The sequence below is a fragment of the Limnobaculum xujianqingii genome, from assembly GCF_013394855.1.
Classification (GTDB): domain Bacteria; phylum Pseudomonadota; class Gammaproteobacteria; order Enterobacterales; family Enterobacteriaceae; genus Limnobaculum; species Limnobaculum xujianqingii.
Genome location: NZ_JABMLK010000002.1, coordinates 1,112,168 through 1,134,451 on the forward strand (window position 1 = coordinate 1,112,168; position 22,284 = coordinate 1,134,451).

Genomic DNA, 22,284 nt, shown 5'->3' on the forward strand with positions numbered 1-22,284 from the left:
GTGGTTACTCCATCATTTTTTCGATTGGTAACACCAGAATTGAACTGGCACCGAGTTTTTTCAGGCTTTCCATGGTTTCCCAGAATAGCGTTTCGCTACTAACCATGTGCATTGCCACGCGGTTTTTATCACCGGCCAACGGCAGAATGGTTGGACGCTCGGCACCAGGGAGCAGGGCCACAATCTCTTCCAGACGGTCGTTAGGTGCGTGCAGCATGATATATTTGGATTCTCGGGCCTGAATCACCCCTTGCATACGAGTCAGCAGTTTATTGATCAGCTCTTGTTTCTCATCGGATATTTCACCATCACGCTGGATTAACGTCGCTTTAGAGCGATAAATAACGTCAACTTCACGCAGGCCGTTGGCTTCCAGTGTTGCTCCGGTAGACACTAAATCGCAGATAGCGTCAGCTAAGCCTGCACGCGGGGCCACTTCCACAGAACCATTTAACAGACAGGATTTAAAACGAACTTTTTGTTCGTCCAGATAGCGTTTTAGCAGGTGAGGATAAGAGGTCGCGATACGACTATTTTGTAAACATTGTGGGCCGGTATATTCAGCATCCAACGGCATGGCGAGAGAGAGACGACATCCGCCAAAATCAAGGCGACGCAGAGTGATGTAGCGAGGATCTTCTCCCTGAGCGCGGCGGCTTAGCAGCTCTTCTTCCAGTACGTTTTCACCGATAATACCGAGGTCTACCACACCGTCCATCACCAGGCCGGGAATATCGTCATCACGTACACGCAGAATATCAATAGGCATATTTTCTGCGAAGGCAATCAGACGTTGTTGCTGGAGGTTTATTTTAATACCACAGCTGGCGAACAGCTTTTGGGATTCATCACTTAAACGACCTGATTTTTGCATAGCTATTCGTAAACGGCTTTTATCTAACATGGTAATCCTCTTATCTCTCTAATTTATTCTTCTTAAATCGTGGGCATTAAAAAAGCCCTCGGAAGGATTCTTCCGAGGGCTCTCTTTAACATTCTGTTCGCCACTGGAAGATCCGTTGATCGTCTTCCAGCACCAAAGGCCTGAAGACTAATCAGGGTGATGGTGATGATGGTGGTTAAACAGAACGTTATTCATAATATTGTGCGCCTTGAATCAGATAATTTATTTGTGTCGCTGACAAGTAACCTACCCATTGTTTAACAGAATGGCAACTACTTTTTTAAATAATTATGCAGAATGTAGAATAGGTAAGAAAATCAGGATTAAACAATCTGCTTTAAATTCTAATCTGCTACCGAATTAAACAGGTAAGGCAGTTAGTTTTGGCTTATATTGTATAGCGTTATTTCAGTAAACTGAGTCATATATACCTACAGGTAAAATGCAGATGAAGAAGGTTTCCATAATTGGTTTAGGCTGGCTTGGAATGCCGCTGGCACTTTCATTGTCAGGACAGGGATATATTGTCGCAGGTAGTAAAACCACACTGGATGGCGTTGAGGCAGCTCGTATGTCTGGTGTTGATGCTTATCCTTTAGTGATGACCCCATCACCAGAATGTGAAGCTGAGGATTGGGAGCAACTGCTGAACTGTGATGTGTTAATTATTACATTACCCGCCAGTCGCGATCCTGAGCGTGCAGACATCTACCGTCAGTCGGTACAGCTGTTAGTGGATAGCGCACTGAGTAAACAAATTTCCCGTATTATCTTTATCAGCTCTACCTCAGTGTATGGACCGGGGGAAGGGGAAATAACGGAAGAATCTGCTCTCAAGCCCGAACGCGTTTCTGGCAATGCGTTGGTGAGCATAGAGAACTGGTTACATGACTTACCCCACCTTCAGGTGGATATTCTGCGTCTGGCGGGTTTAGTCGGGCCGGATCGTCACCCGGGACGTTTTCTTTCCGGTAAGCAAGAATTGCCCGAAGGTAATTGTGGTGTAAATCTGGTTCATCAGGAAGACGCTATTGCCGCGATTCAACTGCTGTTAAAACAGCCGCAAGGTGGACATATCTATAACCTGTGCGCACCACTGCATCCACGTAAACAAGATTATTATCCGCAGATGGTAAAAAGAGTGGGCATAACACCGCCGCAGTTTACGCCAACAGATCGCACATCGCTGGGGCGAATCATCAACGGACAAAAGATATGCAAAGAATTAGGATTCAAATACTGCTTTGAAGACCCGGCATTGATGCCGTTGCTGTAATTAGTTAGATCTGTATGGTTTAAGAAAAATAAAAATTTCTGTTTAGTACTTTTTCTTAATGACAGAGTTTGATGTTCTAGTTTTTGTGTGTAAAAAGCTAATCGTTGGGAGGGACGGGTGTTGGGGTCGACTTGGCGTAAGCCAACGAAGTGCCCCTAACCCGGCCAGGCCCGACGCACTCTGATATTCAGTACAGATGTTCTTCCGGCCGAGTTCAGTAGAAATATAAGCACATTGCTATTACGGCCGGAATATCCTCAGATGCTGATTTATTGATAAATAAAAAACAAAAAAACTATCAGCGATGCTCAAACGCCAGCGCTCTCTTCTCGATCATCCGCATCATCAAGGTAAGTAACCCATTAACACACAGATAGATAACACCTGCCGCACCATACACCATCACATCGTAGGTTCGACCATACATCAACTGGCTGTAACCCATGACTTCCATTAGCGTAATGGTATAGGCCAGGGAAGTACTCTTAAAGACCAGCACGACTTCGTTGGAATAAGAAGAGAGTGCACGTTTAAAAGCATAGGGTAAAAGAATACGCAGGGTCTGCGCTTTAGACATACCCAGCGCCGAGCAGGACTGCCACTGACCTGATGGAATGGCTCTGACGGCACCGTGAAACAGCAAGGTTGAGTAAGCCGCACTGTTTAAGGCCAGCGCAATCATGGCGCATAACCAAGGCTCAGACAGCAATTGCCATAACACCGGGAATTGTTTGATACCTTCAAACTGGCCGGGACCGTAGTAAATCAGGAATATCTGTACCAGCAACGGGGTGCCGGTAAATAGCGTGATATAGCCTTTAACTATCCAATTAATAACCGGGGTTTTTAATGTCAAAACTACGGTAAACAGAATAGCCAGAATCAGCGCCACAATCAGAGAAACTAGAGTCAGCGTCAGGCTGGTGTGTAGTCCCTGTAGGACATCCGGTAGATACTGAAACATTATGATGCCTCCCGTTCAAAGCGCGTAGTGCGTTGCTCAATCAGGGAGAGAATATGCTGGCTAATCAGGGTAATGGCTAAATAAATCAACGCGGCAATCATAAACCAGGTGAAGGGTTCCTGAGTGCGGATGGCAATACTTTTGGTTTGCAACATTAAATCATTAACACTAATCAGTGAAACCAGAGCGGTATCTTTTAGCAGAACCAGCCACTGATTACCTAAACCGGGCAGGGCATGACGCCACATTTGCGGCATGATCAAACGAAAGAAAATCGCACTTTTACTGATGCCCAGCGCCTGACCCGATTCCCATTGTCCACGAGGAACGGCCTTTAATGCACCACGCAGAGTTTGCGAACCATAAGCGGCATACAATAATGACAGGGCAATCACACCGCACAGGAATGGACTGACATCAAAGTTTTCAATATTCAACTGAATGGTGACGCCCAGCACGGTAAAGCCATCAGCCAGGGTCATCAACAGCTGTGATGCGCCAAAATAGATAAACAATACCACCAGAATTTCCGGTAAACCGCGCAGGATCATAACGATACCGGTGGCGACATAGCTGACGAATTTCAGGCGAGATGACTCCCATACGGCGAAAATCATAGCCAGTATCAGACCCAACACCAGAGAGCATACTGCCAGGCCGACGGTCATACCGGCGGCGCTGGCTAACGGGAGAATTTCATTCATTATTTGTCAGATTACTTCTGGAACCATTTGTTATAGATAGTCTGATAGGTACCATCTTTCTTGATCTTATCCAGTGCGGCATTCAATTTGTCGCGCAGATCGGTATTTTTCTGGTTTACTGCAATCGCAAAACCGGTGCCAAAGTAAGCATTATCTGTGACCCTGTCACCAACACTGGTTAAATCATCATTCTTCTTCAACCATTCAGCAACTACGGCCGTATCGCCAAATACTGCATTAATGCGACCACTTTTTAGGTCAAGAATAGCATTCTGATAGCTATCATAGGCAACCGGAGTGATTTCGGTATGCTTCTCCAGCAGATATTTCTGGTGAGTAGTACCGTTTTGCATACCAACCTTTTGTCCTTTCAGCGCGGTCAGATCGGCAACTTTGCCTTTGATAGCAATAAACTGAGCGGAGTTATCATAATAGGTATTGGTGAAAGCAACTTGTTCCAGACGCTCAGGTGTCACATCCATTGCGGCAATGGCTGCATCAAAACGGCGGAATTTTAAACCCGGAACCAGACTGTCAAAGCCCTGATTGGCAAAAGTACATTCAGCCTGAAGCTCTTTACACAGCGCATTAGCCAGGTCGATATCAAATCCCTGAATCTGATTTTTTGCATCAACAAACTCAAATGGAGGATAGGAGGCTTCGGTAGCAAAACGGATTTTTTCTGCTGCGGCAGCAGAAAGGCTAAGGCTTGCAAGCAGAGTAGCGACCAGTAATTTTTTCATATCCAGACTCCAGAGAGACTTAATGGGAGAGATAACCTGCAAACTCTTTGGTTTGCGGGTGAGTAAAGGCATCGGCGGTGCCATATTCCACGACACGGCCTTGTTCCATATAGACCACGCGGCTGGCAGTCTTTTTGGCAAACTCCACTTCATGGGTCACGATAACCTGAGTAATGCCGGTATCAGACAATTCACGAATGATGTTTACCACCTGAGCGGTAATTTCCGGGTCCAGTGCTGCGGTTGGTTCATCAAATAACAATATTTGAGGTTCCATCATCAAGGCTCTGGCAATCGCTACGCGTTGCTGTTGTCCACCAGACAAATGTAATGGAAAACGATCGCTAAATTCCTGTAAACGCAAACGTCCCAGTAATTTCTCTGCCCGACCGATAGCCGCCACCTTAGATAGCCCTAAAACCCGGCAAGGAGCTTCAATTAAATTCTGCATTACCGTTAAATGTGGCCACAGATTATATTGCTGAAATACCATACCGACATTACGACGTAATTCGCGAATGGCACCTTCTGATGGTGGCTGACTAAAATTAAAGTTGTTACCGGCGATGGAAAGCTGCCCGGAAACCGGCATTTCCAACAGGTTCAATACTCTGATTAGTGAGCTTTTACCTGCACCACTAGGGCCGAGTAACACTAAAGTTTCTCCGCTTGGGCAGTCCAGTGTGATGTCAAACAGCGCCTGATGGCTACCGTAGAAACAGTTTATCGCTTTTAAATGAATACTCATGCGCCAATACTGAATAGTAATTAATGCGTTAATGGTAACGTTGACCGGATGGGGATGCAATCAAAGCCGCATAAAATTTGCAACGACTTCACAATTAACAGAAAACACGACCACCAACTACCGCCTGTTTGCCGACAAATCATGCAGTTTTAGTTTAAACCATGTTTAAAAATAGTGTTGAAGAAGATAATAAACAGCGGGGAGAAGGGAAACTGTTGGCTGCCAAAGACAGCCAACAGGTGTTGCTCTGCAATCAGTTCAACTACAGAATTGCGCAATAAACCTCATAGGCCGCCCAGCCCAGAACAGCGCCAGCAGGTAAATCGATAATATAGTGCTGTTTGGTAAACATGCAGGAAAGCGCAATTAAAACCGGGAACAGGAAGACCCAAGGACCAAGGGTGCTGTAAGCCAGTAACGCGGTTAGCGTGGCAACGGATACGTGCATGCTTGGGAAGCAGTTAGATGAGTCATCAAATTTTTGCACAAATAACAGGAATTTTTCAGACCAGCTTTTACCGGTGTTCATACTGCGCCAGTGGGATGGGGTAGATACCGGGAACAGCATAAAGAATGTCATCTGCATAACCAGAAGAACGATATAGCTGAAAACAATCATAATGAAGTGACGGGAGTCTTCCACAATCCAGTTGATATACAAAATAGCAGGATAATAGAGAAAGCTGTAAATCCATGACCAGGATGGCCAGAATGGGATTTTTTCATCAATGGCGGAGCTAAATTCACGAACTTTGGTGATCGTATGGCGTTGAGTAAAAAAGTAAAACTGATAGACACCAACAATAAGGATGCCGCTTAAAATAAGATTGATAACGTAATCGATAGGACTCATGGGTTATTCCCTTAACTGATTCAATACTGGATATTGTTGTTATATTGGTCTGATTAATAATAAAGGGCGATAGTATATAAATTAAATCGCCTTGTGTATCTCAAAGTCTGCATAGTCGGCGATTATCGCAACATAATTTGTATCAAACTATGAAAATGTTTCAGATTTACGGCCGGTTAATATAATTGTTTTTGAAACTAAATAATCGCTTCCTGGATACTAAAAAATTAACGCTGCTTTCTGAGTAACTATTTATATCAATTATCAACCTATTGTTTTTATGAGCATTATTTAATTTTAATGTGTACTGATAAACATGCTCAACCTCGACGCTTCAGGACTTTCCCGTTATGATGGTTTCAATATCTGATTGATACCTTTGGAGAACGGTGATGCAGCGTATAACGATTTCTATTGATGACGACCTGATGGAAGAGATAGATAACATTATCAAGCAGAAAAACTATCAAAACCGTTCGGAAGCGATCCGGGATTTAACCCGCACTGGTATTCAGAATTCCTCTTTAGTGGTTGAAGGTAATCCTCCCTGTGTAGCGGCGCTGGTCTATGTTTATGACCATGAATCCCGTGAACTGTCTAAGCGATTGACCCGCACCTTCCATGAGCAACATGATTTAACATTAGCCAGCCTGCATGTTCATCTTGATCACGGTAGCTGTATGGAAGTTTCTATGCTGAAAGGTGATGCTGAGCGAGTAGGACAGCTGGCGGAACAGGTCATTACTGAGCGGGGCGTAAGGTATGGCAAGCTGGTGATGGTTCCGGATAATAGTGGCGGGCATTCTCATCATCATCATCATGACCATGGTGAAGACGAACATGTTCATCATGATTGATTGCAGTTTTTCTTTAATATGAAAAACAAACCAAGATAAAAGTCAGGGCTAATTGAGCCTGTTGATAAACCTAATCAATTAGCTTCAATTGATATTCCGGCCGTAAATACAATGAGTGAATATAACCTACAATACCTGGCCGGAAGGGCCAGGCACTTGGCTTCAGTGAGCGTTGGGCCTAGCCGGGTTAGGGGCGCTTCGTTGGCTTACGCCAAGTCGACCCCAACACCCGTCTCTCCCAACGATTAAGTTTAGTCATTTTGCTATTAATATAACCCTCAGATAATTATCTGAATTTTATGTATTACTAACAAAAAATCAATTTAAAGTGCTGACTCGTAAATTTTCTGGCTGTCGGCTAAGGTGATGTCGCGGTGCTCGCCGAGTTGGGTCATTCCGTGTTTCTTTAGCTTTTCGATCAACGCAGGAATCGAACTACCATCCAACTTATAGTCAGACAGGCGGGTTGGGGCTCCCATTTGCTGGAAGAAGTTTTCAGTGGCCTTAATTGCTGCCTCGATACGTTGATCTTCGGTACCAGTATCAATGTTCCATACGTGCTCTGCGTATTGCAGTAGCTTTTTCCACTTCTGTGCTTTTTTGGCTCGCATAATAGCAGGCAGAATAATGGCCAGCGTTTGTGCGTGGTCCAGACCATGCATCGCGGTCAATTCATGACCCAACATATGGGTGGCCCAGTCCTGCGGGACTCCTGCACCAATTAAGCCGTTTAATGCCATGGTGGCACACCACATGATGTTTGCCCGAACGGCATAGTTTTCTGGTTCTTTTAGCGCTTTAGGACCTTCCTCTATTAGGGTCAGCAACAGGCCTTCAGCGAAGCGATCCTGTACTTTTGCATCAACCGGATAGGTGAGATATTGCTCCATGGTATGGATGAAAGCATCAATCACACCATTGACGATCTGACGTGGAGGAAGGGTATAGGTAGTGACCGGATCAAGAATAGCAAACTGAGGCATTACAAACGGAGACATAAACGCTTGCTTATCGCCTGTTTCACGACGGCTGATAACCGCGCCGTCATTCATTTCAGAACCGGTAGCCGGTAAAGTCAGTACTGAACCGATGGGTAGTGCTTTAGTGACTTTCTTACCGCGACTGGTGACGATTTCCCAGGTTTCACCGGCATAATCAGCAGCAGCGGCAATAAATTTGGTACCGTCCAGTACCGAGCCACCACCGACGGCAAGCAGGAAATCGATTTTATTGTTATGTACCATTTCTACCGCTTGCATCAGCGTTTCATAAGTAGGGTTAGGTTCAATGCCGCCAAATTCAAACAGAGAGTATCCCTTCAGAGCATGATGAACCTGCTCCAAAACGCCGTTACGTTTAATACTGCCGCCGCCGTAAGTAATCAGTACCCGGGCATTTGCAGGAATAACCGTAGGGAGTTGAGCAATCTGACCCTGACCAAACAAAACTTTTGTAGCGAGATGAAGGCTGAAATTATTCATAGTGATAGATCCCGATGGAAACATGATGGATAAGAAACAGTAATTTTTCGTTTCGGAAATGCTTAACAAGATACTTTATTAACATTAACATAAAACCGATGGGTAATTGGTCTGTTTAATGTAAATGAGTGATTCATGGATGAGGCTAACTTACTGAGTAACAGAATATTCTGTCATTCAGGGTTTTAACCAAAGCGTTAGATATTGAGTATACTAATGTTATCCACAAGTTTTTTACGTGCAAAATCACAAGCTTGAATAATACTGTTAGACAGTGCTTTGAAAGTGATAAAGCCACATCTGAAATAACCCGTTGGGAGATATTGAAATGCAAAGACTAAGAATTAAAGAGTGGGCTAAGATTCGTGAAACATCCGTCGAAATTGCAGAAGCTATTTTTGAACTGGCTAATAACGATGAAGTAAAAGCACAGCAAATTTGGGATGAGGGCAGCGATGAAGTTCTGCCACTGGCATTCAGCAAAACTGATGCCGATCGCCTCTACTGGGGTGAAGAAACCATCGAGCGCAAAAACGTCTGATAGCTTTTCAGATGCTTCAGGCATAACCAATAACGTCGCATCAGGCGACGTTATTGGTGGTTGCATGGCGGAGCACTAACTTCATATAAAACACATATAAATCAATTAAACTCAGCGCTCAGATTTAGTTAACGGATTAAATAACCATGCGTAGACCGCTCTCCTCATATCATCCCTTGCTTTACTGGCTGCGGGTACAACAACGACGTTTGTTTCGCCAAATAAGCTGGCGACTGGGCTCTCGTCATTACACCAATCGATTGAAGCCAGAACAGCGCCTGGAATATCGCTTTATCAAGCACACCTCTAAGCTTATTCGTAAGCTGGGCAACAGTGATATCGCCTTACAACATAACAAAGTGATTAATCTTAAGCTGGCGACGGCAGCAACCAGCGGTATTGTGATTGCTCCAGGGGAGTATTTTTCGTTTTGTCGTCTGGTAGGGAAACCGACGGAAAAGCGCGGGTTTGTTGAAGGAATGGAGCTCTCTTATGGCGAAGCACGTCAGGGAATTGGCGGTGGAATTTGCCAGTTAAGTAATCTTATACACTGGATGGCGATTCATTCACCGCTAGTGGTAGTAGAGCGAGCTAACCATAGCTTTGATCCTTTTCCCGATGAAGGGCGAATTTTACCTTTTGGTTCTGGTGCGGCAATTTTTTATAACTATATCGATCTGGTTTTGCATAACCCAACGCAAGACACCTTCCAACTGGTATTTAATGTGGCAGAACACCAATTGGAAGGGGAATTACTGTGTGATAAGCCCAGGGAAGTGAAATACCATGTTTATCAGCAGGCGCATCGGTTTGTACGTCGGGGCGATCGGGTATGGCGACAAAATGAGATCTGGCGTGATATCTCAACCAAAGGTCAGGAGCCGGTAATCTTACAGTCAGAATGTTTGTATCGTAATAACGTGGTGGTTAAATATCATGTAGATACAGAACGACTGGAATCAGGGCAGCCATCAGTTTGAAGGTAACAGCAGGCACAGGGTTATCCACGGCACTAAATTAAAGAGCAGAATACCAATTTTATATATCGCCATGCCGGAGTAATGAATGACGTCAAAACTGGTGTCAGGAAGCTGAAACCAGCGGCGATGCAGACGATAAATCGACGTTCTTGCTAACAGTATGACCGTAAACCAAATGAGCAAAATGGCGTAATTAATTACTGTACAGTAAAGCAATAATTGTTTAATCAGATAAAGATCCATTGCCTTTTCCTGTGCCTTTGCTTGAACAATAGCAACGCCGAATGTTTGCAGTAGCCATTCGGCGTCAGCAAATTATTTTTTCTTTCTTAATTCAGTCACGGGAAATCCACCAATACCCCAGTTATCCATATCTACTTCATCAATAACCACTACAGTGGTTGCCGGATTTTTATCCAGAACATTGACCAGTAGTTGTGTCACTCCTTCGATAAGCTGCTTTTTTTGTTCTGCAGTAGCGCCTTCTTTAGTAATTTTTATATTGACGTAGGGCATGAGTAAATTCTCCAGATTGTTTATTCAGAGGTTTTTTAAGGCGTTGATATTAAATTATGGGCAGCATCAGTCATTTTTACCAGCAGCGATTTAACGATAGTTGAGTGCTGGCGCAAAAAGGCGCTATTCTTAACGCCAACCTGTGTTGATGTGGCTATTTTGAAGATGAATCAACCAATAATTGTATGCAGGACAACTCATTATGATTTTGATTACCGGTGGTGCGCGCAGCGGAAAAAGCCATCTGGCTGAACGGATAGCTAATCAGAAAATCGCAACATGTGGAGGAAACGTACTCTATATTGCCACCTCGCTGGCTACCGATGATGAAATGTCGCGACGCATTGAGCAGCACAAATTAACACGCCCGGCACAGTGGCGTACTCATGAAGGTTACCGGCAGTTAGGTAATGAAATTCGCCAGCAATCAGCCTTTTTTGCTGTTGTGGTGCTGGAGTGCATCACCACCATGCTGACTAATCTGATCTTTGACTGGGCTGGCGATAACGATCCTGACCATCTTGATTATTTGGCGCTTGAACGTTGGCTGGAACCGCAGATTGATGACTTGCTGAAGGCCTGTGCAGGGAGTCAGAGTGAAATTATTATTGTGACCAATGAATTAGGCTGCGGTATTGTGCCGGAATATCCATTGGCACGACATTTTTTAGATATTGCCGGACGGGTGAACCAAAAACTGGCTCAGCAGGCGAATGAAGTACACCTTGTGGTGTCTGGAATTGATGTGAAAATTAAAGGTTAATCATGAAATTTATTAAGCTTTTTTTGGTCTCTTTGCAGTTTCTGACTCGAATTCCGGTTCCGGGGCGTTATACCGACGGTATTGAAGTCAGCGATTATCGCCGTATGGTAATGGCTTTTCCTCTTGCCGGATTAACCGTTGGTTTGATTAGTGCTTTTGTTTTTATATTCACTCAGATGTGGTGGGGAAACTTACTGGCTTCTGCCTGTGCGGTTTTAACCATTGCCATGATTACCGGAGCATTTCATCTGGATGGTTTAGCGGATACAGCAGACGGCATATTTTCTTCCCGTCCGCGGGATCGCATGCTGGAGATTATGCGTGATAGCCGCATTGGTACCCAGGGTGCATTAGCGCTGATATTTAAAATCTTGTTACATGTACTGGTGATATATCAGTTGGCTGAAAATCAGGCTTCAATTGTCCATTTGTTGATTGTGGCGCCGGTGGTTGGGCGCTCATTGAGTGTGTTGTTGATGTATCGACAAAACTATGCCAGAGAGAGCGGTATGGGAAATCTGTTTATTGGTAAGATTGAACGGGGAGAGTTCTATACGGCATTGCTGATTGGTCTGGTGTTGGTATTTTTGTTTGCCGGTGGATATGGCGTATTAATGGCTGCTGTAGCTGGCGTACTGCTATTGGTTTACCGGGCGCTGATTCAAAGCAAATTGGGGGGACAAACCGGAGATACGCTGGGTGCTGGTATTGAAATCGCTGAACTCCTGTTTTTGTTACTTATGGTTCATTAATTGATGCGTTTATATTTGGTGCGTCATGGCGAAACAGAAGTCAATCAGCGCAGGGTTTATTCTGGCTCTACCGATCACGAGCTCAATTCCCGGGGCATTGCACAGGCAGAGCTATTAGCCCGGGCGCTATCCGGGGTTCAATTTGACCGGGTAGTGACCAGTGGATTAAAGCGAACTCAGCAAACGGCAGAATACATCTCCGGGATAAACCGGCAGCAACACCAGCAATTAGAGGGATTGAATGAGATCCATTTTGGCCTCTGGGAAGGGCGTCACTATCAAGAGCTGGAGCAAAATGATAGCCAGAATTATGCCAACTGGTGTTCAGACTGGAAAAATTATCCGCCACCGGAAGGGGAAAGTTTTAACCAGTTTAATCTGCGAATTCATCAATCCTTCACCGACTGGTTAAGTGAGGCTGAAACGACCGATCTGGAAAATATTCTGTTTGTCGGCCATCAGGGAACTCTACGTTGTATTTTACTCTCTCTGCTGAAAATGCCATCCGAAGGCTTTTGGTATTTTACATTCAGGCATGATGCTTACAGCGTTATCGATATTCATCAAAGGCATGCCGTGATCCAGCAACTGAATGTTCAGGCCTGATCTATTTATTTTGTCATAACGACAACTATCAAAAGGTAATTATTGTTTATGCAACGCTTAAACCAAATCATCGCCCGGATACGCCCTCTGGACAGGCAAGTAATGGATGAGATGTCCACCAGGCTGGATGGTTTAGTGAAGCCTGTAGGCAGTCTGGGTAGATTGGAGCAACTGGCTATTCAGCTAAGCGGTATTTACCGTAGCCTGAATATCAGTGCCTCCCATAAACAATTAATTGTCATGGCGGCAGATCACGGAGTCTATGCTGAAGGTATCACTCTGGCGCCTCAGGCAGTAACTCATCTTCAAATGTTGAATATGGTAAAGGGCGTATCTGGCGTTTGTGTACTGGCAAAACAGATGGGGGCTGATGTTTTGCTGGTGGATGTTGGGATCGACTCACCACCCATTGAGGGAGTGTTAAACCATAAGGTTCGTCGCAGCAGTGGAAATATTGCTACTCAGGCAGCCATGAGTCGTGAAGAGGCAATAACACTGTTGGAACGTAGCGCGAATCTGGCCATCGGACAGGTTAATCATGGTGTCAGAGTAATCGGTACCGGTGAGCTGGGGATGGGAAATACCACGCCAGCCGCAGCGATTGTCAGTGTGCTTTGTAATGCAGCACCCGAACAAACTGTAGGTCTTGGGGCTAATTTCCCGCAGGACCGTATGCAACATAAGATTGAGGTGGTCAACCAGGCGATTACCGTTAATCAACCGAGTGCGGATGATGGTATTGATGTATTAGCAAAGGTTGGTGGATTTGATCTCGGTGGTATGGCGGGAGTAATGATAGGTGCGGCAGCAGCAGGAATACCTATAGTTCTGGATGGTTTCCTCTCTTGTGCGGCGGCGTTGGTTGCTGTGAAAATTGCGCCACAGGTTCATCCTTATTTGATACCGTCCCACCGTTCTGCTGAGAAAGGCACTCATTTGGCATTAGAAAAGCTGAAACTTATTCCCTATTTGGAAATGTCTATGAGACTGGGGGAAGGTAGTGGTGCGGTAATGGCATTTCCAATAATAGATGCTGCCTGTGCGATTGCGAATAAAATGGGGAGCTTGACGGAATCCAATATTTCATTATCAGATTGATTTAATATTCATCAAATTGCAGGTAAAATTAGACTATAGTATTATTTTGTTGTGGTATTAAATGGAATATAAATTATAAAATAATAAATCGATAATTCTGCATAGTTATAGTTTTTTGATTATTTATTTCAGGTGATTATTAGGCTTGTAAGTAAAGAAATAATGAAACATTATTCTGATTGTGTGGTGTCAGAACCAAAAGCTAGTTTAAATAGAAAATAACCGGGCAGAATTCAGCGAATAATATTATTGTAATTCTGATTATTTATAACAGATTGAGTACCATTGCTTTAACTGTTGCTGCAGTTTTATTGGATACAGATAGTTTTTTAAGAATATTATTTACGTGGAAATTAACAGTTCTGTCGCTGATAGACATCAGCATAGCAATTTCATTTGAGGTCTTGCCTTCAGCAGTCCAGCGTAGAATATCTTTTTCTCGTTTCGTTAACTGGTAATCAGCTTCATGGTTTTCTTGTGGTAACAGGTATTCTGCCAGACGATTGTGCGCAATTTGAGAAAGCCAGATAAGTGAAGGGGCTTGAACTAACAAGGTTTTAGCCGTGTAGTGTTGATCGGGGCTGGCAAAGGTTAACATCCCGACACGACCAGTAGAGTCTTTCTGAGCCTGAGAAATTCCGTGATTAATGCCAAACGCTTTAGCTTCTTCCCAAAAATAAGGGGATGTTCTGTATAAGTCATCCTCCCAGAATAGTGCCTGGGTAGAACGCAAGCCATGCTGAACGGTCGGATCTATCTCAAAATAGTTATTGGATTGATAGGCCTGATTCCAGCCGGTAGGGTAGTTATTAATAACTTGTGGCGGCTGAGCTGATAATGGGTATATGGGTCTTACTCCGTAAGCGCAATATTCAAATCCCAAATCGCTGGCTGCTTTTTGTAATGTTTTAAAGAAGGATTCTTTATCTTTGGTTTTTGATAAATTTTCATAGGTTCGATATAAATTAATTTTCAAAACCGCTTCCTTCGATAGCAATACATTTAGAAACAAACCGACGGGAAATCGATATCGTTTAACAAGGCAACGACATGATAAATTTTTATACACTTAATTATAATATATACACGGAGCCCGTCAGGTAGCCAGTGCGCAATATAAATTATAGTTAAACAACTGACTGATTGTAGTAACTAGTATACTAATATCATAATTTTGAGCTGTAAATAAAATATGTTGTACTTACCAAGCTTGAGCACAACTTAAGATACCAAAGTTTAACACTTAAGGAGATGTGTGTGCAGAACAAGAAAGACATTAATATGGGAAATCATGATAAATACCATACTGCTAGTGTGGATTACCGCGTTAAAGTCGATCTCGATTTTTTTAAAAATGTTGTATTTACCCATCTTTATTCTGCGGCACATGCGGAACCTGAAGAATTACACTTTCAGGGAGGGGTGATAACTGCCATTACGGGTTATACTGAATGGGTAAGTCAGGTATCTCCTGTTTTATCAATAGGTTGGGATTGGGAGTTGCGTTATGAAAATGCTAACTGCCAGTATGTGAAAATTGGCCCGGTTTTTAGCAATATCGCCTTTCATATGGACGAAAATCTACAGAATGAAATAGACGAAGAAGAGTATGTACAGCGGCAACTTGACAATAAAATAGCTGAAATTGATTGGAACGAAAAAATATTTCAGTCTATCACTCAGTAATCCTGGTGGATAGCTAGTAGATCTGTCAGGTTACGCTCGGTAATCCAATGTTATTAATATATTTTTCCAATAAATCTACAGTGTGGGAAAATATATCATGGAATTTTTATCAGGTTCGCCGAGTAACTTACCTTCTGGATTAGAAAATGAGCTTGCTGCATATCGTTATAAGGTTTTTGTAGAGAAGCTGGGTTGGGAGCTGAATACCCCCATTGGATATGAGCGAGACCAGTTTGATAAGCCTGATACAGTGTATGTTATCGCCAGAAACAGTCAGAAAGAGATTATTGGTTGCTCCCGGTTGTTACCGACTACGGAGCCCTATTTGTTAAGTGAAGTGTTTCCTGAACTTCTCAATGGAAACCACCCGCCAAGTTCACCTTATATCTGGGAAATCTCCCGTTTCTCGGCGCTGGATTTAAACTCGTCCGCGCTGGAGAAGCAGCGGGGTAGTCTTTCATCGGTTGTTGCTGCTGGTTTATTAAAAGAATCAATAAATTATCTTGCCCAATATAATGTGAAAACTATTGTCACGGTTTCCCCATTAGCGGTGGAACGATTGATAAAAGGATTAGGCTACAACGTACACCGGGGCGGGCCGCCAGTACTGGTTGATGGTCATCCGGTGATTGCCTGTATCATTGATGTGAGATAGCAATATAACTCCATCCACTGGTTGTTTCTGTATTCATAGCCAATAAGTTATATTGAAAATATTATTTATTGGCTATTTAGCTTTTTTTGCTGTTTTACCAGTCAATTCCCTGTCTCGCCTGTAATCCCTGATCAAAAGCGTGTTTTATTGGGCGTAGTTCGCTAACGGTATCTGCCATCTCAATCAGTGTACGATGACAGCCTCGTCCGGTAATGATGACGGTTTGTCCTTGTGGGCGGCTTTCGAGCGTCTGTATGACCTCATCCAGTTCGATATAACCATAAGTAATCATGTAGGTCAGCTCGTCCAGTACCACCAGATCTAATAACGCATTGGATAGCATACGTTTGCCATGTTGCCATACTTCTTGCGCGGCTAAAGTATCACTGGCCTTATTTTGTGTTTCCCATGTAAAGCCAGTAGACATCACTTGAAACTCTACACCATGCTGAGATAACAGATTACGTTCACCACACTCCCAGGTACCTTTAATAAATTGAATAACCGCCGCTTGTTGCCCATGACCAACGGCTCGGGCTGCGGTACCAAAGGCGGCAGTGCTTTTACCTTTACCATTTCCGGTCAGTATCAGCAGGAGTCCCCGATCCTGGGTAGCGGCAGCGATTCGTTCATCAACCTGCTGTTTAATTTTTTGTTGGCGTTGCTGATAGCGTTGGTCGTTTTGAGTGGTCATGGTGGGTTTACTCTTTGGTTAATCATAAGGGCTAAGCTTAGCAACGATTTTTACCTGTTATCCAGAAATATCCCTATTGAATAAAAACAGGATAATCCTGCTACTGGCGAGTTTTTTACTTTCAGGGTAATGTGGAGGGAGTGATAAGCCAGATTCTGGCGCGATTGATTTATATTGATTCTATTGGTTCTGGATTGTTTATATATTTAATATAAAAAAAGAATGTAGTTTTCCATTTTGATCAATTATTTATCAATGCCTGTACAGAGAAGCGCATAGCCAACTTAAGGGGTAGGGAATGTTTCAACACGTTAATGCATATGCCGGAGATCCAATTCTTTCTCTGATGGGAGAGTTTTCTAAAGATAAGCGTGAGTCAAAGGTAAACCTGAGTATCGGCCTTTACTATGATGAACAGGGGCGAATTCCGGTTTTAGATTCGGTATCTCAGGCAAGAGAAAGACTATTTAAAACTAATCACGATCCTTTAGTTTATTTGCCAATGGACGGTATGCCTGTTTACCGTACGGTAACCCAGCATTTATTGCTGGGAGAGAATAATCCTGCATTGGTGGCTAATCGTGTGGCAACCATTCAGACGCTGGGTGGTTCAGGTGCATTAAAAGTAGGGGCAGATTTTCTGCATACCTATTTCCCTGAGTCAGAGGTTTGGGTAAGTAATCCAACCTGGGATAACCACGTGGCGATTTTTGAAGGGGCGGGCATTAAAGTTAATCGTTACCCCTATTTTGACAGTGAAACCCGCGGTGTTGCTTTTGAGCAGATGCTGGCAACCCTAAAGACATTACCAACAAAAAGCATCGTGTTGTTGCACCCTTGTTGTCATAACCCAACAGGAGCCGATCTGCTGCCTGAGCAGTGGGATAAGGTGGTAGAGGTATTGGCGGAACGTGAACTGATTGCCTTTATGGATATTGCTTATCAGGGCTTTAGCAAAGGCTTAGATGAAGATGTATACGCCATTCGTGCCGTGGCGAAAGCCGGTATTGCCTGCTTACTGTCTAACTCCTATTCAAAGAACTTCTCTATTTATGGTGAACGTTGTGGAGGCCTTTCGGTTTTTTGTGATAACGCAGATGAAGCGACCAGAGTGTTGGGGCAGCTTAAAGCGACAGTACGCCGTAACTATTCAAGTCCACCATTAAGTGGCGCGCAGGTTGTTGCTACCGTTTTGTCCGATCCCCAGCTAAAAGCAATGTGGATGGGAGAAGTGGCAGAGATGCGCACCCGCATTTTGCAAATGCGCCAAAAGATGGTTGAGGTGATGACTCAGGCATTGCCGGGACGTGATTCAAGCTATCTGGTGAAGCAAACTGGTATGTTCAGTTATACTGGCTTAACGCCGGAGCAGGTTGATCGATTGAAAAATGAATATGCTATCTATCTGGTGAGAAATGGCCGTATGTGCCTGACTGGATTAAACGGTGCAAACGTTGAGCGAGTCGCCAAGGCATTTTCTGAAGTATTGTAGTTAATAAAAAAATACGCCCGATAATCACATCGGGCATATTTTTATCAGTTAGTTAGAGATTAACACCGCTCTTTAGACAGGCTATACGCGATATACCGTCTTCCCGCCAACGACCGTACGTAATACTTTTACGTTTTCGATATCTTCCGCAGGAATATTGAACACATTGCGATCCAGAACAATCATATCGGCAAATTTACCTACTTCCAGCGAGCCAATAACGTCTTCACGGTGTTGGGCATAGGCTGAATCGATGGTGGCGGCGCGTAATACTTCAGTAACGGTCAGGTTGCGATCATTGTCCAGTCTTGGTGGAGTGATGCCATCCACTGTACGTCCCTGACGGGTAGCAGCTACTTTCAGATCGTACCATTCATCTAATCCATCAATTGGCCAGTCGCTACCAAAAGCGACAACGGCTCCTGCATCGATAAATTTAGCAATAGGTTCCAGTTCCTGAAAACGCTTCTCTCCCAGCATATGGCGCTCTGCAATAACCAACTCAGGCGTTGGGGCTGCCCACTGGAAAGAAAGGCAGGCAATGGCTCCCAGACGGGCAAAACGGGCATAGTCTTTAGCGCTAACCAGTTCGTTATGGGCCAGACCGGGGCGAATGTCTTTATCCGGATGGGCTGCCCGCATTTTTTCAATGGCATCCAGCGCGATGGAAACCGCACCTTCACCGACGGTATGCAGATGTGGGTCGAAACCTGCGGCGGCAATCTTCTCCATCAGTTCATCAAGAATTTCAGGGGTAAAGTAAAGGTCACCATAGCGATCGGTAACTTGCCAGTTGGGTTCAGTTTCGCTGCCTTTATTGATGGTATAAGGTTCCAGCAGAGAGGCGGTCATGGTTGGTGGCTGTAATACGCCATCAACAAACATTTTGATATTACGCAGGCCAATTCCCGGCTCCGGTTGCCACTCGGCCTGATGATAGCGGTTTGCAAACTCAACGGCTTTGTCTACGGCTCCGGCAACGGCTGCTACACTATGGGCGTCATCCGGGGTAATTTCACGGGCAGCCTGAAAACGTACGCTAAGCTGACCTTGTTTTTGCAGCTCGCTAAAGGCATCCAACTGTTTGGCAGAAACGCGTGCATCCATAACGGCAGTGACGCCTTGAGCATTAAGGGCATCTTGTACCAGTGCCGCTACTTTTACCGCTTGCTCAGCCGTCAGGGAAGGAATACTGTCAACTGCGCGCATTGCCGGAGCATCTTCCAGTATGCCGTTGAGTTCACCATTTGGGTATTTACCTATTTTGCCATCGCTTGGTTCTGGTGCATTTTTATCAATATTGAACAGCTCCAGTGCACGGCTGTTAGCCAGCATGGTATGACAATCGTTAGAAAACAGTATCACTGGCCGTTGGGTATTCAGGCGATCCATATCGGAACGGTACATATCGGAACGGTACATATCGGTACCGGCAGGGATCATGCCCTGACGCAGCCAGGCGGTTACTTTCAGCCAGTCGTTTTCACCTTTTAGTACATCTTTATCCAGATGTTGCTGAACGCGCTCCAGAATCTGTTCGATGGTCAGCGATTCATAGTTCAAATGACAGCCAGACAGCTGCTCACCGCCCCAGAATGGATGCATATGACCATCGATGATGCCTGGCATCATCATTTTTCCCTGTAGATCGATTTGTTCGGTTTCTGCACCAATATAGCGTTGAAGCTGTTGAATATCGCCACAGGCCAGAACTTTACCGCCTGCAATCGCGATAGCATCAATGACGCTGTTTTGGGTGTCTGCGGTGTAGATATATCCATTAAAATAAATGACGTCGGCTACGATATTACTCATCGGCAATCATCCAGTTGTTGATTAAAAATGTTACGGGCTGATGCAATTAATCGCATCAACCAATGTTCAATTCCCGCTGTTGTGCCTGCTATATCTCTAGTTGAGGTATTAGCAAGAGGACAAAAGGGGAGGTTAAAAATAACAAAACGGGGAGAATTAAATTCTCCCCGCTCAGGCGGCTCCTGAAACCCATTGTTGGGTAACCTTAGCCGATAATCAGATCAACCTCTTCAGAGGAGATTGCCGGAGGCGTTTTACTAAAGCCCCGGGTAATAAATGCCAGATAAACCGCACCAATCGATAACCAAATCAGACCAACGGTAAGGGCATAGCCGTCCAGACTGGTCCATAACCACAGGGTTAACAGCACCCCAATAGATGGCAGAATCAGGTAAGTGAACAGTTTCATGGCATTGTGAGGTGTTTTGCTGTCAATGACAAAGTGCTTAATTACCGTCAGGTTAACGAAAGTAAAGGCAATCAGTGCGCCAAAGCTAATCATTGACACCACCATATTGAGCGACAGCACCAGAGCAAACAGTGAAGTCACCCCAACAAAGATAATCGACAGCACCGGCGTTTTTAAACGTGGGTGAATGTAGGCGAATACCGATTTAGGCACCACACCTTCACGCCCCATCGCATAGAAGATCCGCACAATACTGGCTTGAGAAGTCATCGCGGAAGCAAACACCCCAATGACATAAGCAAAGGTGAAAGCCGAAGCCAGCAGCGCGCCGCCAACTTTACGCATCACCGCCAGAGTTGCGGTATCGGTGTCAGGAAGGAAATCCTGCCATGCCGGATAAACCAAATGAGAACAGTAAGAGATGATGATAAACATCACGCCAGCAATAAATACGGTGTACATGATGGCGCGTGGCAGAGCACGTTTGGCATCTTTAGTCTCTTCTGCCATGGTTGAAATGGCATCAAAACCCAGAAAAGCCAGACAAAGTATGGCGGCACCAGCAAATAATCCGGATGTCTGCCCCTGCACCACGGTAATTGGCGCCATTAGGGTTTCGATATCAAAATCAATAGGTGTCTGGAAGCAGAGATAGAGAAACAGTGCAATAAAGACTAATTGCATAACAATGATTAGCATATTCATAGAGCTAACCAGTTTGATTCCTAGAATATTTAACGAAGTTACGATAAATATAGTGGTACAAATAATGGCCCACATTGGAATCGCCGGGAATTCAGCATGCAAATAGATACCAATCGCCATATAGTTGATGATTGGCAGAAACAAATAATCAAGCAGCTGTGTCCAGCCCACCAGAAAGCCAAGGTTGCCGCCAAATGTTTTTTGAACATAAGAGTAGGCAGAACCCGAAAGAGGCAGGGCGCTGGTCATTCGACAGTAGCTGAGTGCTGTAAAAAGAACGGCTGCTAAGGTGATAACATAAGCAACAGGCAGGTGCCCTTCGCTGAGTACAGTAACTTGACCATAAGTGGTAAAGATACCTAAAGGAACCATATAGGCCAAGCCAAAGAATACTAACGCAGGGGTGGTTAATACTCTTGTCATACGTACCGCATTGTGTTGCATTATTTTCCAAGCCCTTCCCAAAAGCCCTGACCAATGCAGCCTATATTTAGTTGATATAGCCTCTGCACCTGAAATAATCGATGTTGCGCTCATTTTCAGTGAAACTCTTAAATCAAAGCGGCATTAGAATTAATGTCTGATTAAAGAGCGCTCAATGAAACGTTGAAAAGCCACACGCTTTTCATCCGCTGGGGTGAACGCAGGGGGCGTACCTTATAGCACTTAACCCCCGTTTGGCAATAATTAGTCGTTGCACGGTCAAATTTTATCATAACTAAATTGGAAAAGGCCAGACGTGACAAGGCTTACAGGACGGTTCAATGTGGTGAGTATTATTGATTTAATAAGATAATGTATTGTATGTTTTTTGTTATTTAGATGAATGATTTAGTTGCTATCGATAATACCTTTTATAAGAACTGAATATTCAATAATGTGATGCCCTTTTGAAGATAGAAAATAACAGAACACGCAAAGCGAATAACCATTTCTGCCGTTCTACTTGTACAACTGAAAAACAGTTTGTTAATATAAACACTCTTACCTGACTGGAGTTTGCGCCTGAATGAATAAATAACCCTGAGTTGCCGATGACAGA

24 protein-coding genes and 1 other annotated feature are annotated in these 22,284 nt (G+C 44.2%); of the genes, 11 read left to right on the forward strand and 13 right to left on the reverse strand.

Features of this window, described 5'->3' with window-relative positions:
- Window positions 1–4 precede the first annotated feature (4 nt).
- Window positions 5–904, reverse strand: a complete 900-nt coding sequence (hisG, locus tag GOL65_RS19080) for an ATP phosphoribosyltransferase (RefSeq protein ID WP_140917938.1) — start codon at window positions 902–904, stop codon at window positions 5–7.
- A gap of 46 nt (window positions 905–950) precedes the next feature.
- Window positions 951–1,076: a sequence feature (His leader region), on the reverse strand.
- Between the two features lie 276 nt (window positions 1,077–1,352).
- Here hisG and GOL65_RS19085 point away from each other — a divergent pair.
- Complete coding sequence (locus tag GOL65_RS19085; RefSeq protein WP_140917937.1) at window positions 1,353–2,180, forward strand: SDR family oxidoreductase; 828 nt, start codon at window positions 1,353–1,355, stop codon at window positions 2,178–2,180.
- A gap of 298 nt (window positions 2,181–2,478) precedes the next feature.
- Here GOL65_RS19085 and artM read toward each other — a convergent pair whose 3' ends face one another.
- The 5 genes from artM to GOL65_RS19110 all read right to left on the reverse strand — a co-directional run bounded on the left by artM (window position 2,479) and on the right by GOL65_RS19110 (window position 6,192).
- Window positions 2,479–3,144, reverse strand: a complete 666-nt coding sequence (gene artM / locus GOL65_RS19090; protein ID WP_140917936.1) for an arginine ABC transporter permease ArtM — start codon at window positions 3,142–3,144, stop codon at window positions 2,479–2,481.
- Window positions 3,144–3,848, reverse strand: coding sequence for an arginine ABC transporter permease ArtQ (gene artQ / locus GOL65_RS19095; RefSeq protein ID WP_140917935.1), 705 nt, complete (start codon window positions 3,846–3,848; stop codon window positions 3,144–3,146). Before artQ ends, artM begins: the two co-directional genes overlap by 1 nt.
- A gap of 11 nt (window positions 3,849–3,859) precedes the next feature.
- Window positions 3,860–4,591 (reverse strand): arginine ABC transporter substrate-binding protein, encoded by a 732-nt coding sequence (gene artJ, locus GOL65_RS19100; protein WP_140917934.1) that lies wholly within the window; start codon window positions 4,589–4,591, stop codon window positions 3,860–3,862.
- A 19-nt stretch (window positions 4,592–4,610) separates the two neighbouring features.
- Complete coding sequence (gene artP / locus GOL65_RS19105; protein WP_140917933.1) at window positions 4,611–5,339, reverse strand: arginine ABC transporter ATP-binding protein ArtP; 729 nt, start codon at window positions 5,337–5,339, stop codon at window positions 4,611–4,613.
- Window positions 5,340–5,601: 262 nt separating this feature from the next.
- Window positions 5,602–6,192: a phosphatase PAP2 family protein gene (locus tag GOL65_RS19110; RefSeq protein ID WP_140917932.1), complete on the reverse strand. Its 591-nt coding sequence runs from the start codon at window positions 6,190–6,192 to the stop codon at window positions 5,602–5,604.
- A gap of 392 nt (window positions 6,193–6,584) precedes the next feature.
- Here GOL65_RS19110 and nikR point away from each other — a divergent pair, with 392 nt between their 5' ends.
- Entirely contained in the window at window positions 6,585–7,049 is a 465-nt protein-coding gene (nikR, locus tag GOL65_RS19115) for a nickel-responsive transcriptional regulator NikR (RefSeq protein WP_179038498.1), read from the forward strand.
- A gap of 323 nt (window positions 7,050–7,372) precedes the next feature.
- Here nikR and yqhD read toward each other — a convergent pair whose 3' ends face one another.
- The gene (yqhD, locus tag GOL65_RS19120; protein ID WP_140917930.1) at window positions 7,373–8,530 is read right to left on the reverse strand and encodes an alcohol dehydrogenase; all 1,158 of its coding nucleotides are present in this window, start codon (window positions 8,528–8,530) and stop codon (window positions 7,373–7,375) included.
- Between the two features lie 328 nt (window positions 8,531–8,858).
- On the opposite strand from yqhD, the gene GOL65_RS19125 reads away from it, so the two are divergent.
- Both GOL65_RS19125 and GOL65_RS19130 read left to right on the forward strand, forming a co-directional pair.
- Window positions 8,859–9,071 (forward strand): YccJ family protein, encoded by a 213-nt coding sequence (locus GOL65_RS19125; RefSeq protein WP_140917929.1) that lies wholly within the window; start codon window positions 8,859–8,861, stop codon window positions 9,069–9,071.
- A 146-nt stretch (window positions 9,072–9,217) separates the two neighbouring features.
- Window positions 9,218–10,051, forward strand: coding sequence for a VanW family protein (locus GOL65_RS19130; RefSeq protein WP_140917928.1), 834 nt, complete (start codon window positions 9,218–9,220; stop codon window positions 10,049–10,051).
- On the opposite strand, the gene GOL65_RS19135 is transcribed toward GOL65_RS19130, so the two are convergent.
- Both GOL65_RS19135 and GOL65_RS19140 read right to left on the reverse strand, forming a co-directional pair.
- A complete protein-coding gene (locus GOL65_RS19135; protein ID WP_140917927.1) occupies window positions 10,043–10,294 on the reverse strand; it encodes a DUF6868 family protein in 252 nt (83 codons plus the stop codon). The genes GOL65_RS19130 and GOL65_RS19135 overlap by 9 nt on opposite strands.
- Window positions 10,295–10,366: 72 nt before the next feature.
- Window positions 10,367–10,567 (reverse strand): 2-hydroxymuconate tautomerase family protein, encoded by a 201-nt coding sequence (locus GOL65_RS19140; protein ID WP_140917926.1) that lies wholly within the window; start codon window positions 10,565–10,567, stop codon window positions 10,367–10,369.
- Window positions 10,568–10,769: 202 nt separating this feature from the next.
- Here GOL65_RS19140 and cobU point away from each other — a divergent pair, with 202 nt between their 5' ends.
- Genes cobU through cobT form a run of 4 tightly spaced genes read left to right on the forward strand, consistent with a single transcriptional unit; the run spans window position 10,770 to window position 13,786 of the window.
- On the forward strand, window positions 10,770–11,330 hold the full coding sequence (gene cobU / locus GOL65_RS19145) for a bifunctional adenosylcobinamide kinase/adenosylcobinamide-phosphate guanylyltransferase (RefSeq protein WP_140917925.1): 561 nt from the start codon (window positions 10,770–10,772) through the stop codon (window positions 11,328–11,330).
- Window positions 11,331–11,332: 2 nt separating this feature from the next.
- Window positions 11,333–12,082, forward strand: coding sequence for an adenosylcobinamide-GDP ribazoletransferase (gene cobS, locus GOL65_RS19150; RefSeq protein WP_140917924.1), 750 nt, complete (start codon window positions 11,333–11,335; stop codon window positions 12,080–12,082).
- A 3-nt stretch (window positions 12,083–12,085) separates the two neighbouring features.
- Entirely contained in the window at window positions 12,086–12,688 is a 603-nt protein-coding gene (gene cobC, locus GOL65_RS19155) for an alpha-ribazole phosphatase (protein WP_140917923.1), read from the forward strand.
- Window positions 12,689–12,736: 48 nt separating this feature from the next.
- Window positions 12,737–13,786 carry a nicotinate-nucleotide--dimethylbenzimidazole phosphoribosyltransferase gene (cobT, locus tag GOL65_RS19160; protein ID WP_140917922.1) on the forward strand — a complete coding sequence of 350 codons (1,050 nt, stop codon included), beginning with the start codon at window positions 12,737–12,739 and terminating at the stop codon, window positions 13,784–13,786.
- Window positions 13,787–14,051: 265 nt separating this feature from the next.
- Here cobT and GOL65_RS19165 read toward each other — a convergent pair whose 3' ends face one another.
- Window positions 14,052–14,762 (reverse strand): LuxR family transcriptional regulator, encoded by a 711-nt coding sequence (locus GOL65_RS19165; protein ID WP_179038499.1) that lies wholly within the window; start codon window positions 14,760–14,762, stop codon window positions 14,052–14,054.
- 281 nt (window positions 14,763–15,043) lie between these two features.
- Here GOL65_RS19165 and GOL65_RS19170 point away from each other — a divergent pair, with 281 nt between their 5' ends.
- Together GOL65_RS19170 and GOL65_RS19175 are read left to right on the forward strand one after the other, a co-directional pair.
- A complete protein-coding gene (locus tag GOL65_RS19170) occupies window positions 15,044–15,472 on the forward strand; it encodes a DUF4902 domain-containing protein (RefSeq protein WP_179038500.1) in 429 nt (142 codons plus the stop codon).
- A 97-nt stretch (window positions 15,473–15,569) separates the two neighbouring features.
- Window positions 15,570–16,127 carry an acyl-homoserine-lactone synthase gene (locus GOL65_RS19175; protein WP_140917919.1) on the forward strand — a complete coding sequence of 186 codons (558 nt, stop codon included), beginning with the start codon at window positions 15,570–15,572 and terminating at the stop codon, window positions 16,125–16,127.
- Window positions 16,128–16,221: 94 nt separating this feature from the next.
- Here the strand turns inward: GOL65_RS19175 and cobO are convergent, their stop codons facing one another.
- On the reverse strand, window positions 16,222–16,821 hold the full coding sequence (cobO, locus tag GOL65_RS19180) for a cob(I)yrinic acid a,c-diamide adenosyltransferase (RefSeq protein WP_179038501.1): 600 nt from the start codon (window positions 16,819–16,821) through the stop codon (window positions 16,222–16,224).
- Window positions 16,822–17,119: 298 nt separating this feature from the next.
- Here cobO and GOL65_RS19185 point away from each other — a divergent pair, with 298 nt between their 5' ends.
- Window positions 17,120–18,313: an amino acid aminotransferase gene (locus GOL65_RS19185; protein ID WP_140917917.1), complete on the forward strand. Its 1,194-nt coding sequence runs from the start codon at window positions 17,120–17,122 to the stop codon at window positions 18,311–18,313.
- 81 nt (window positions 18,314–18,394) lie between these two features.
- On the opposite strand, the gene GOL65_RS19190 is transcribed toward GOL65_RS19185, so the two are convergent.
- Together GOL65_RS19190 and GOL65_RS19195 are read right to left on the reverse strand one after the other, a co-directional pair.
- A complete protein-coding gene (locus GOL65_RS19190) occupies window positions 18,395–20,128 on the reverse strand; it encodes an amidohydrolase (RefSeq protein ID WP_140917916.1) in 1,734 nt (577 codons plus the stop codon).
- Between the two features lie 205 nt (window positions 20,129–20,333).
- Window positions 20,334–21,686, reverse strand: a complete 1,353-nt coding sequence (locus GOL65_RS19195; RefSeq protein WP_140917915.1) for an APC family permease — start codon at window positions 21,684–21,686, stop codon at window positions 20,334–20,336.
- Window positions 21,687–22,284: the final 598 nt, after the last annotated feature.

Coding starts and splice junctions, on each gene's coding strand:
- GOL65_RS19195 (WP_140917915.1), bottom strand. CDS start 21,686: ATGCAACACAATGCGGTACGTATGACAAGAGTATTAACCACCCCTGCG.
- GOL65_RS19185 (WP_140917917.1), top strand. CDS start 17,120: ATGTTTCAACACGTTAATGCATATGCCGGAGATCCAATTCTTTCTCTG.
- GOL65_RS19175 (WP_140917919.1), top strand. CDS start 15,570: ATGGAATTTTTATCAGGTTCGCCGAGTAACTTACCTTCTGGATTAGAA.
- GOL65_RS19110 (WP_140917932.1), bottom strand. CDS start 6,192: ATGAGTCCTATCGATTACGTTATCAATCTTATTTTAAGCGGCATCCTT.
- GOL65_RS19085 (WP_140917937.1), top strand. CDS start 1,353: ATGAAGAAGGTTTCCATAATTGGTTTAGGCTGGCTTGGAATGCCGCTG.
- artJ (WP_140917934.1), bottom strand. CDS start 4,591: ATGAAAAAATTACTGGTCGCTACTCTGCTTGCAAGCCTTAGCCTTTCT.
- hisG (WP_140917938.1), bottom strand. CDS start 904: ATGTTAGATAAAAGCCGTTTACGAATAGCTATGCAAAAATCAGGTCGT.
- cobS (WP_140917924.1), top strand. CDS start 11,333: ATGAAATTTATTAAGCTTTTTTTGGTCTCTTTGCAGTTTCTGACTCGA.
- cobO (WP_179038501.1), bottom strand. CDS start 16,821: ATGACCACTCAAAACGACCAACGCTATCAGCAACGCCAACAAAAAATT.
- cobT (WP_140917922.1), top strand. CDS start 12,737: ATGCAACGCTTAAACCAAATCATCGCCCGGATACGCCCTCTGGACAGG.
- artP (WP_140917933.1), bottom strand. CDS start 5,339: ATGAGTATTCATTTAAAAGCGATAAACTGTTTCTACGGTAGCCATCAG.
- GOL65_RS19125 (WP_140917929.1), top strand. CDS start 8,859: ATGCAAAGACTAAGAATTAAAGAGTGGGCTAAGATTCGTGAAACATCC.
- cobC (WP_140917923.1), top strand. CDS start 12,086: ATGCGTTTATATTTGGTGCGTCATGGCGAAACAGAAGTCAATCAGCGC.
- nikR (WP_179038498.1), top strand. CDS start 6,585: ATGCAGCGTATAACGATTTCTATTGATGACGACCTGATGGAAGAGATA.
- GOL65_RS19130 (WP_140917928.1), top strand. CDS start 9,218: ATGCGTAGACCGCTCTCCTCATATCATCCCTTGCTTTACTGGCTGCGG.
- GOL65_RS19135 (WP_140917927.1), bottom strand. CDS start 10,294: ATGGATCTTTATCTGATTAAACAATTATTGCTTTACTGTACAGTAATT.
- GOL65_RS19190 (WP_140917916.1), bottom strand. CDS start 20,128: ATGAGTAATATCGTAGCCGACGTCATTTATTTTAATGGATATATCTAC.
- yqhD (WP_140917930.1), bottom strand. CDS start 8,530: ATGAATAATTTCAGCCTTCATCTCGCTACAAAAGTTTTGTTTGGTCAG.
- cobU (WP_140917925.1), top strand. CDS start 10,770: ATGATTTTGATTACCGGTGGTGCGCGCAGCGGAAAAAGCCATCTGGCT.
- GOL65_RS19140 (WP_140917926.1), bottom strand. CDS start 10,567: ATGCCCTACGTCAATATAAAAATTACTAAAGAAGGCGCTACTGCAGAA.
- artM (WP_140917936.1), bottom strand. CDS start 3,144: ATGTTTCAGTATCTACCGGATGTCCTACAGGGACTACACACCAGCCTG.
- artQ (WP_140917935.1), bottom strand. CDS start 3,848: ATGAATGAAATTCTCCCGTTAGCCAGCGCCGCCGGTATGACCGTCGGC.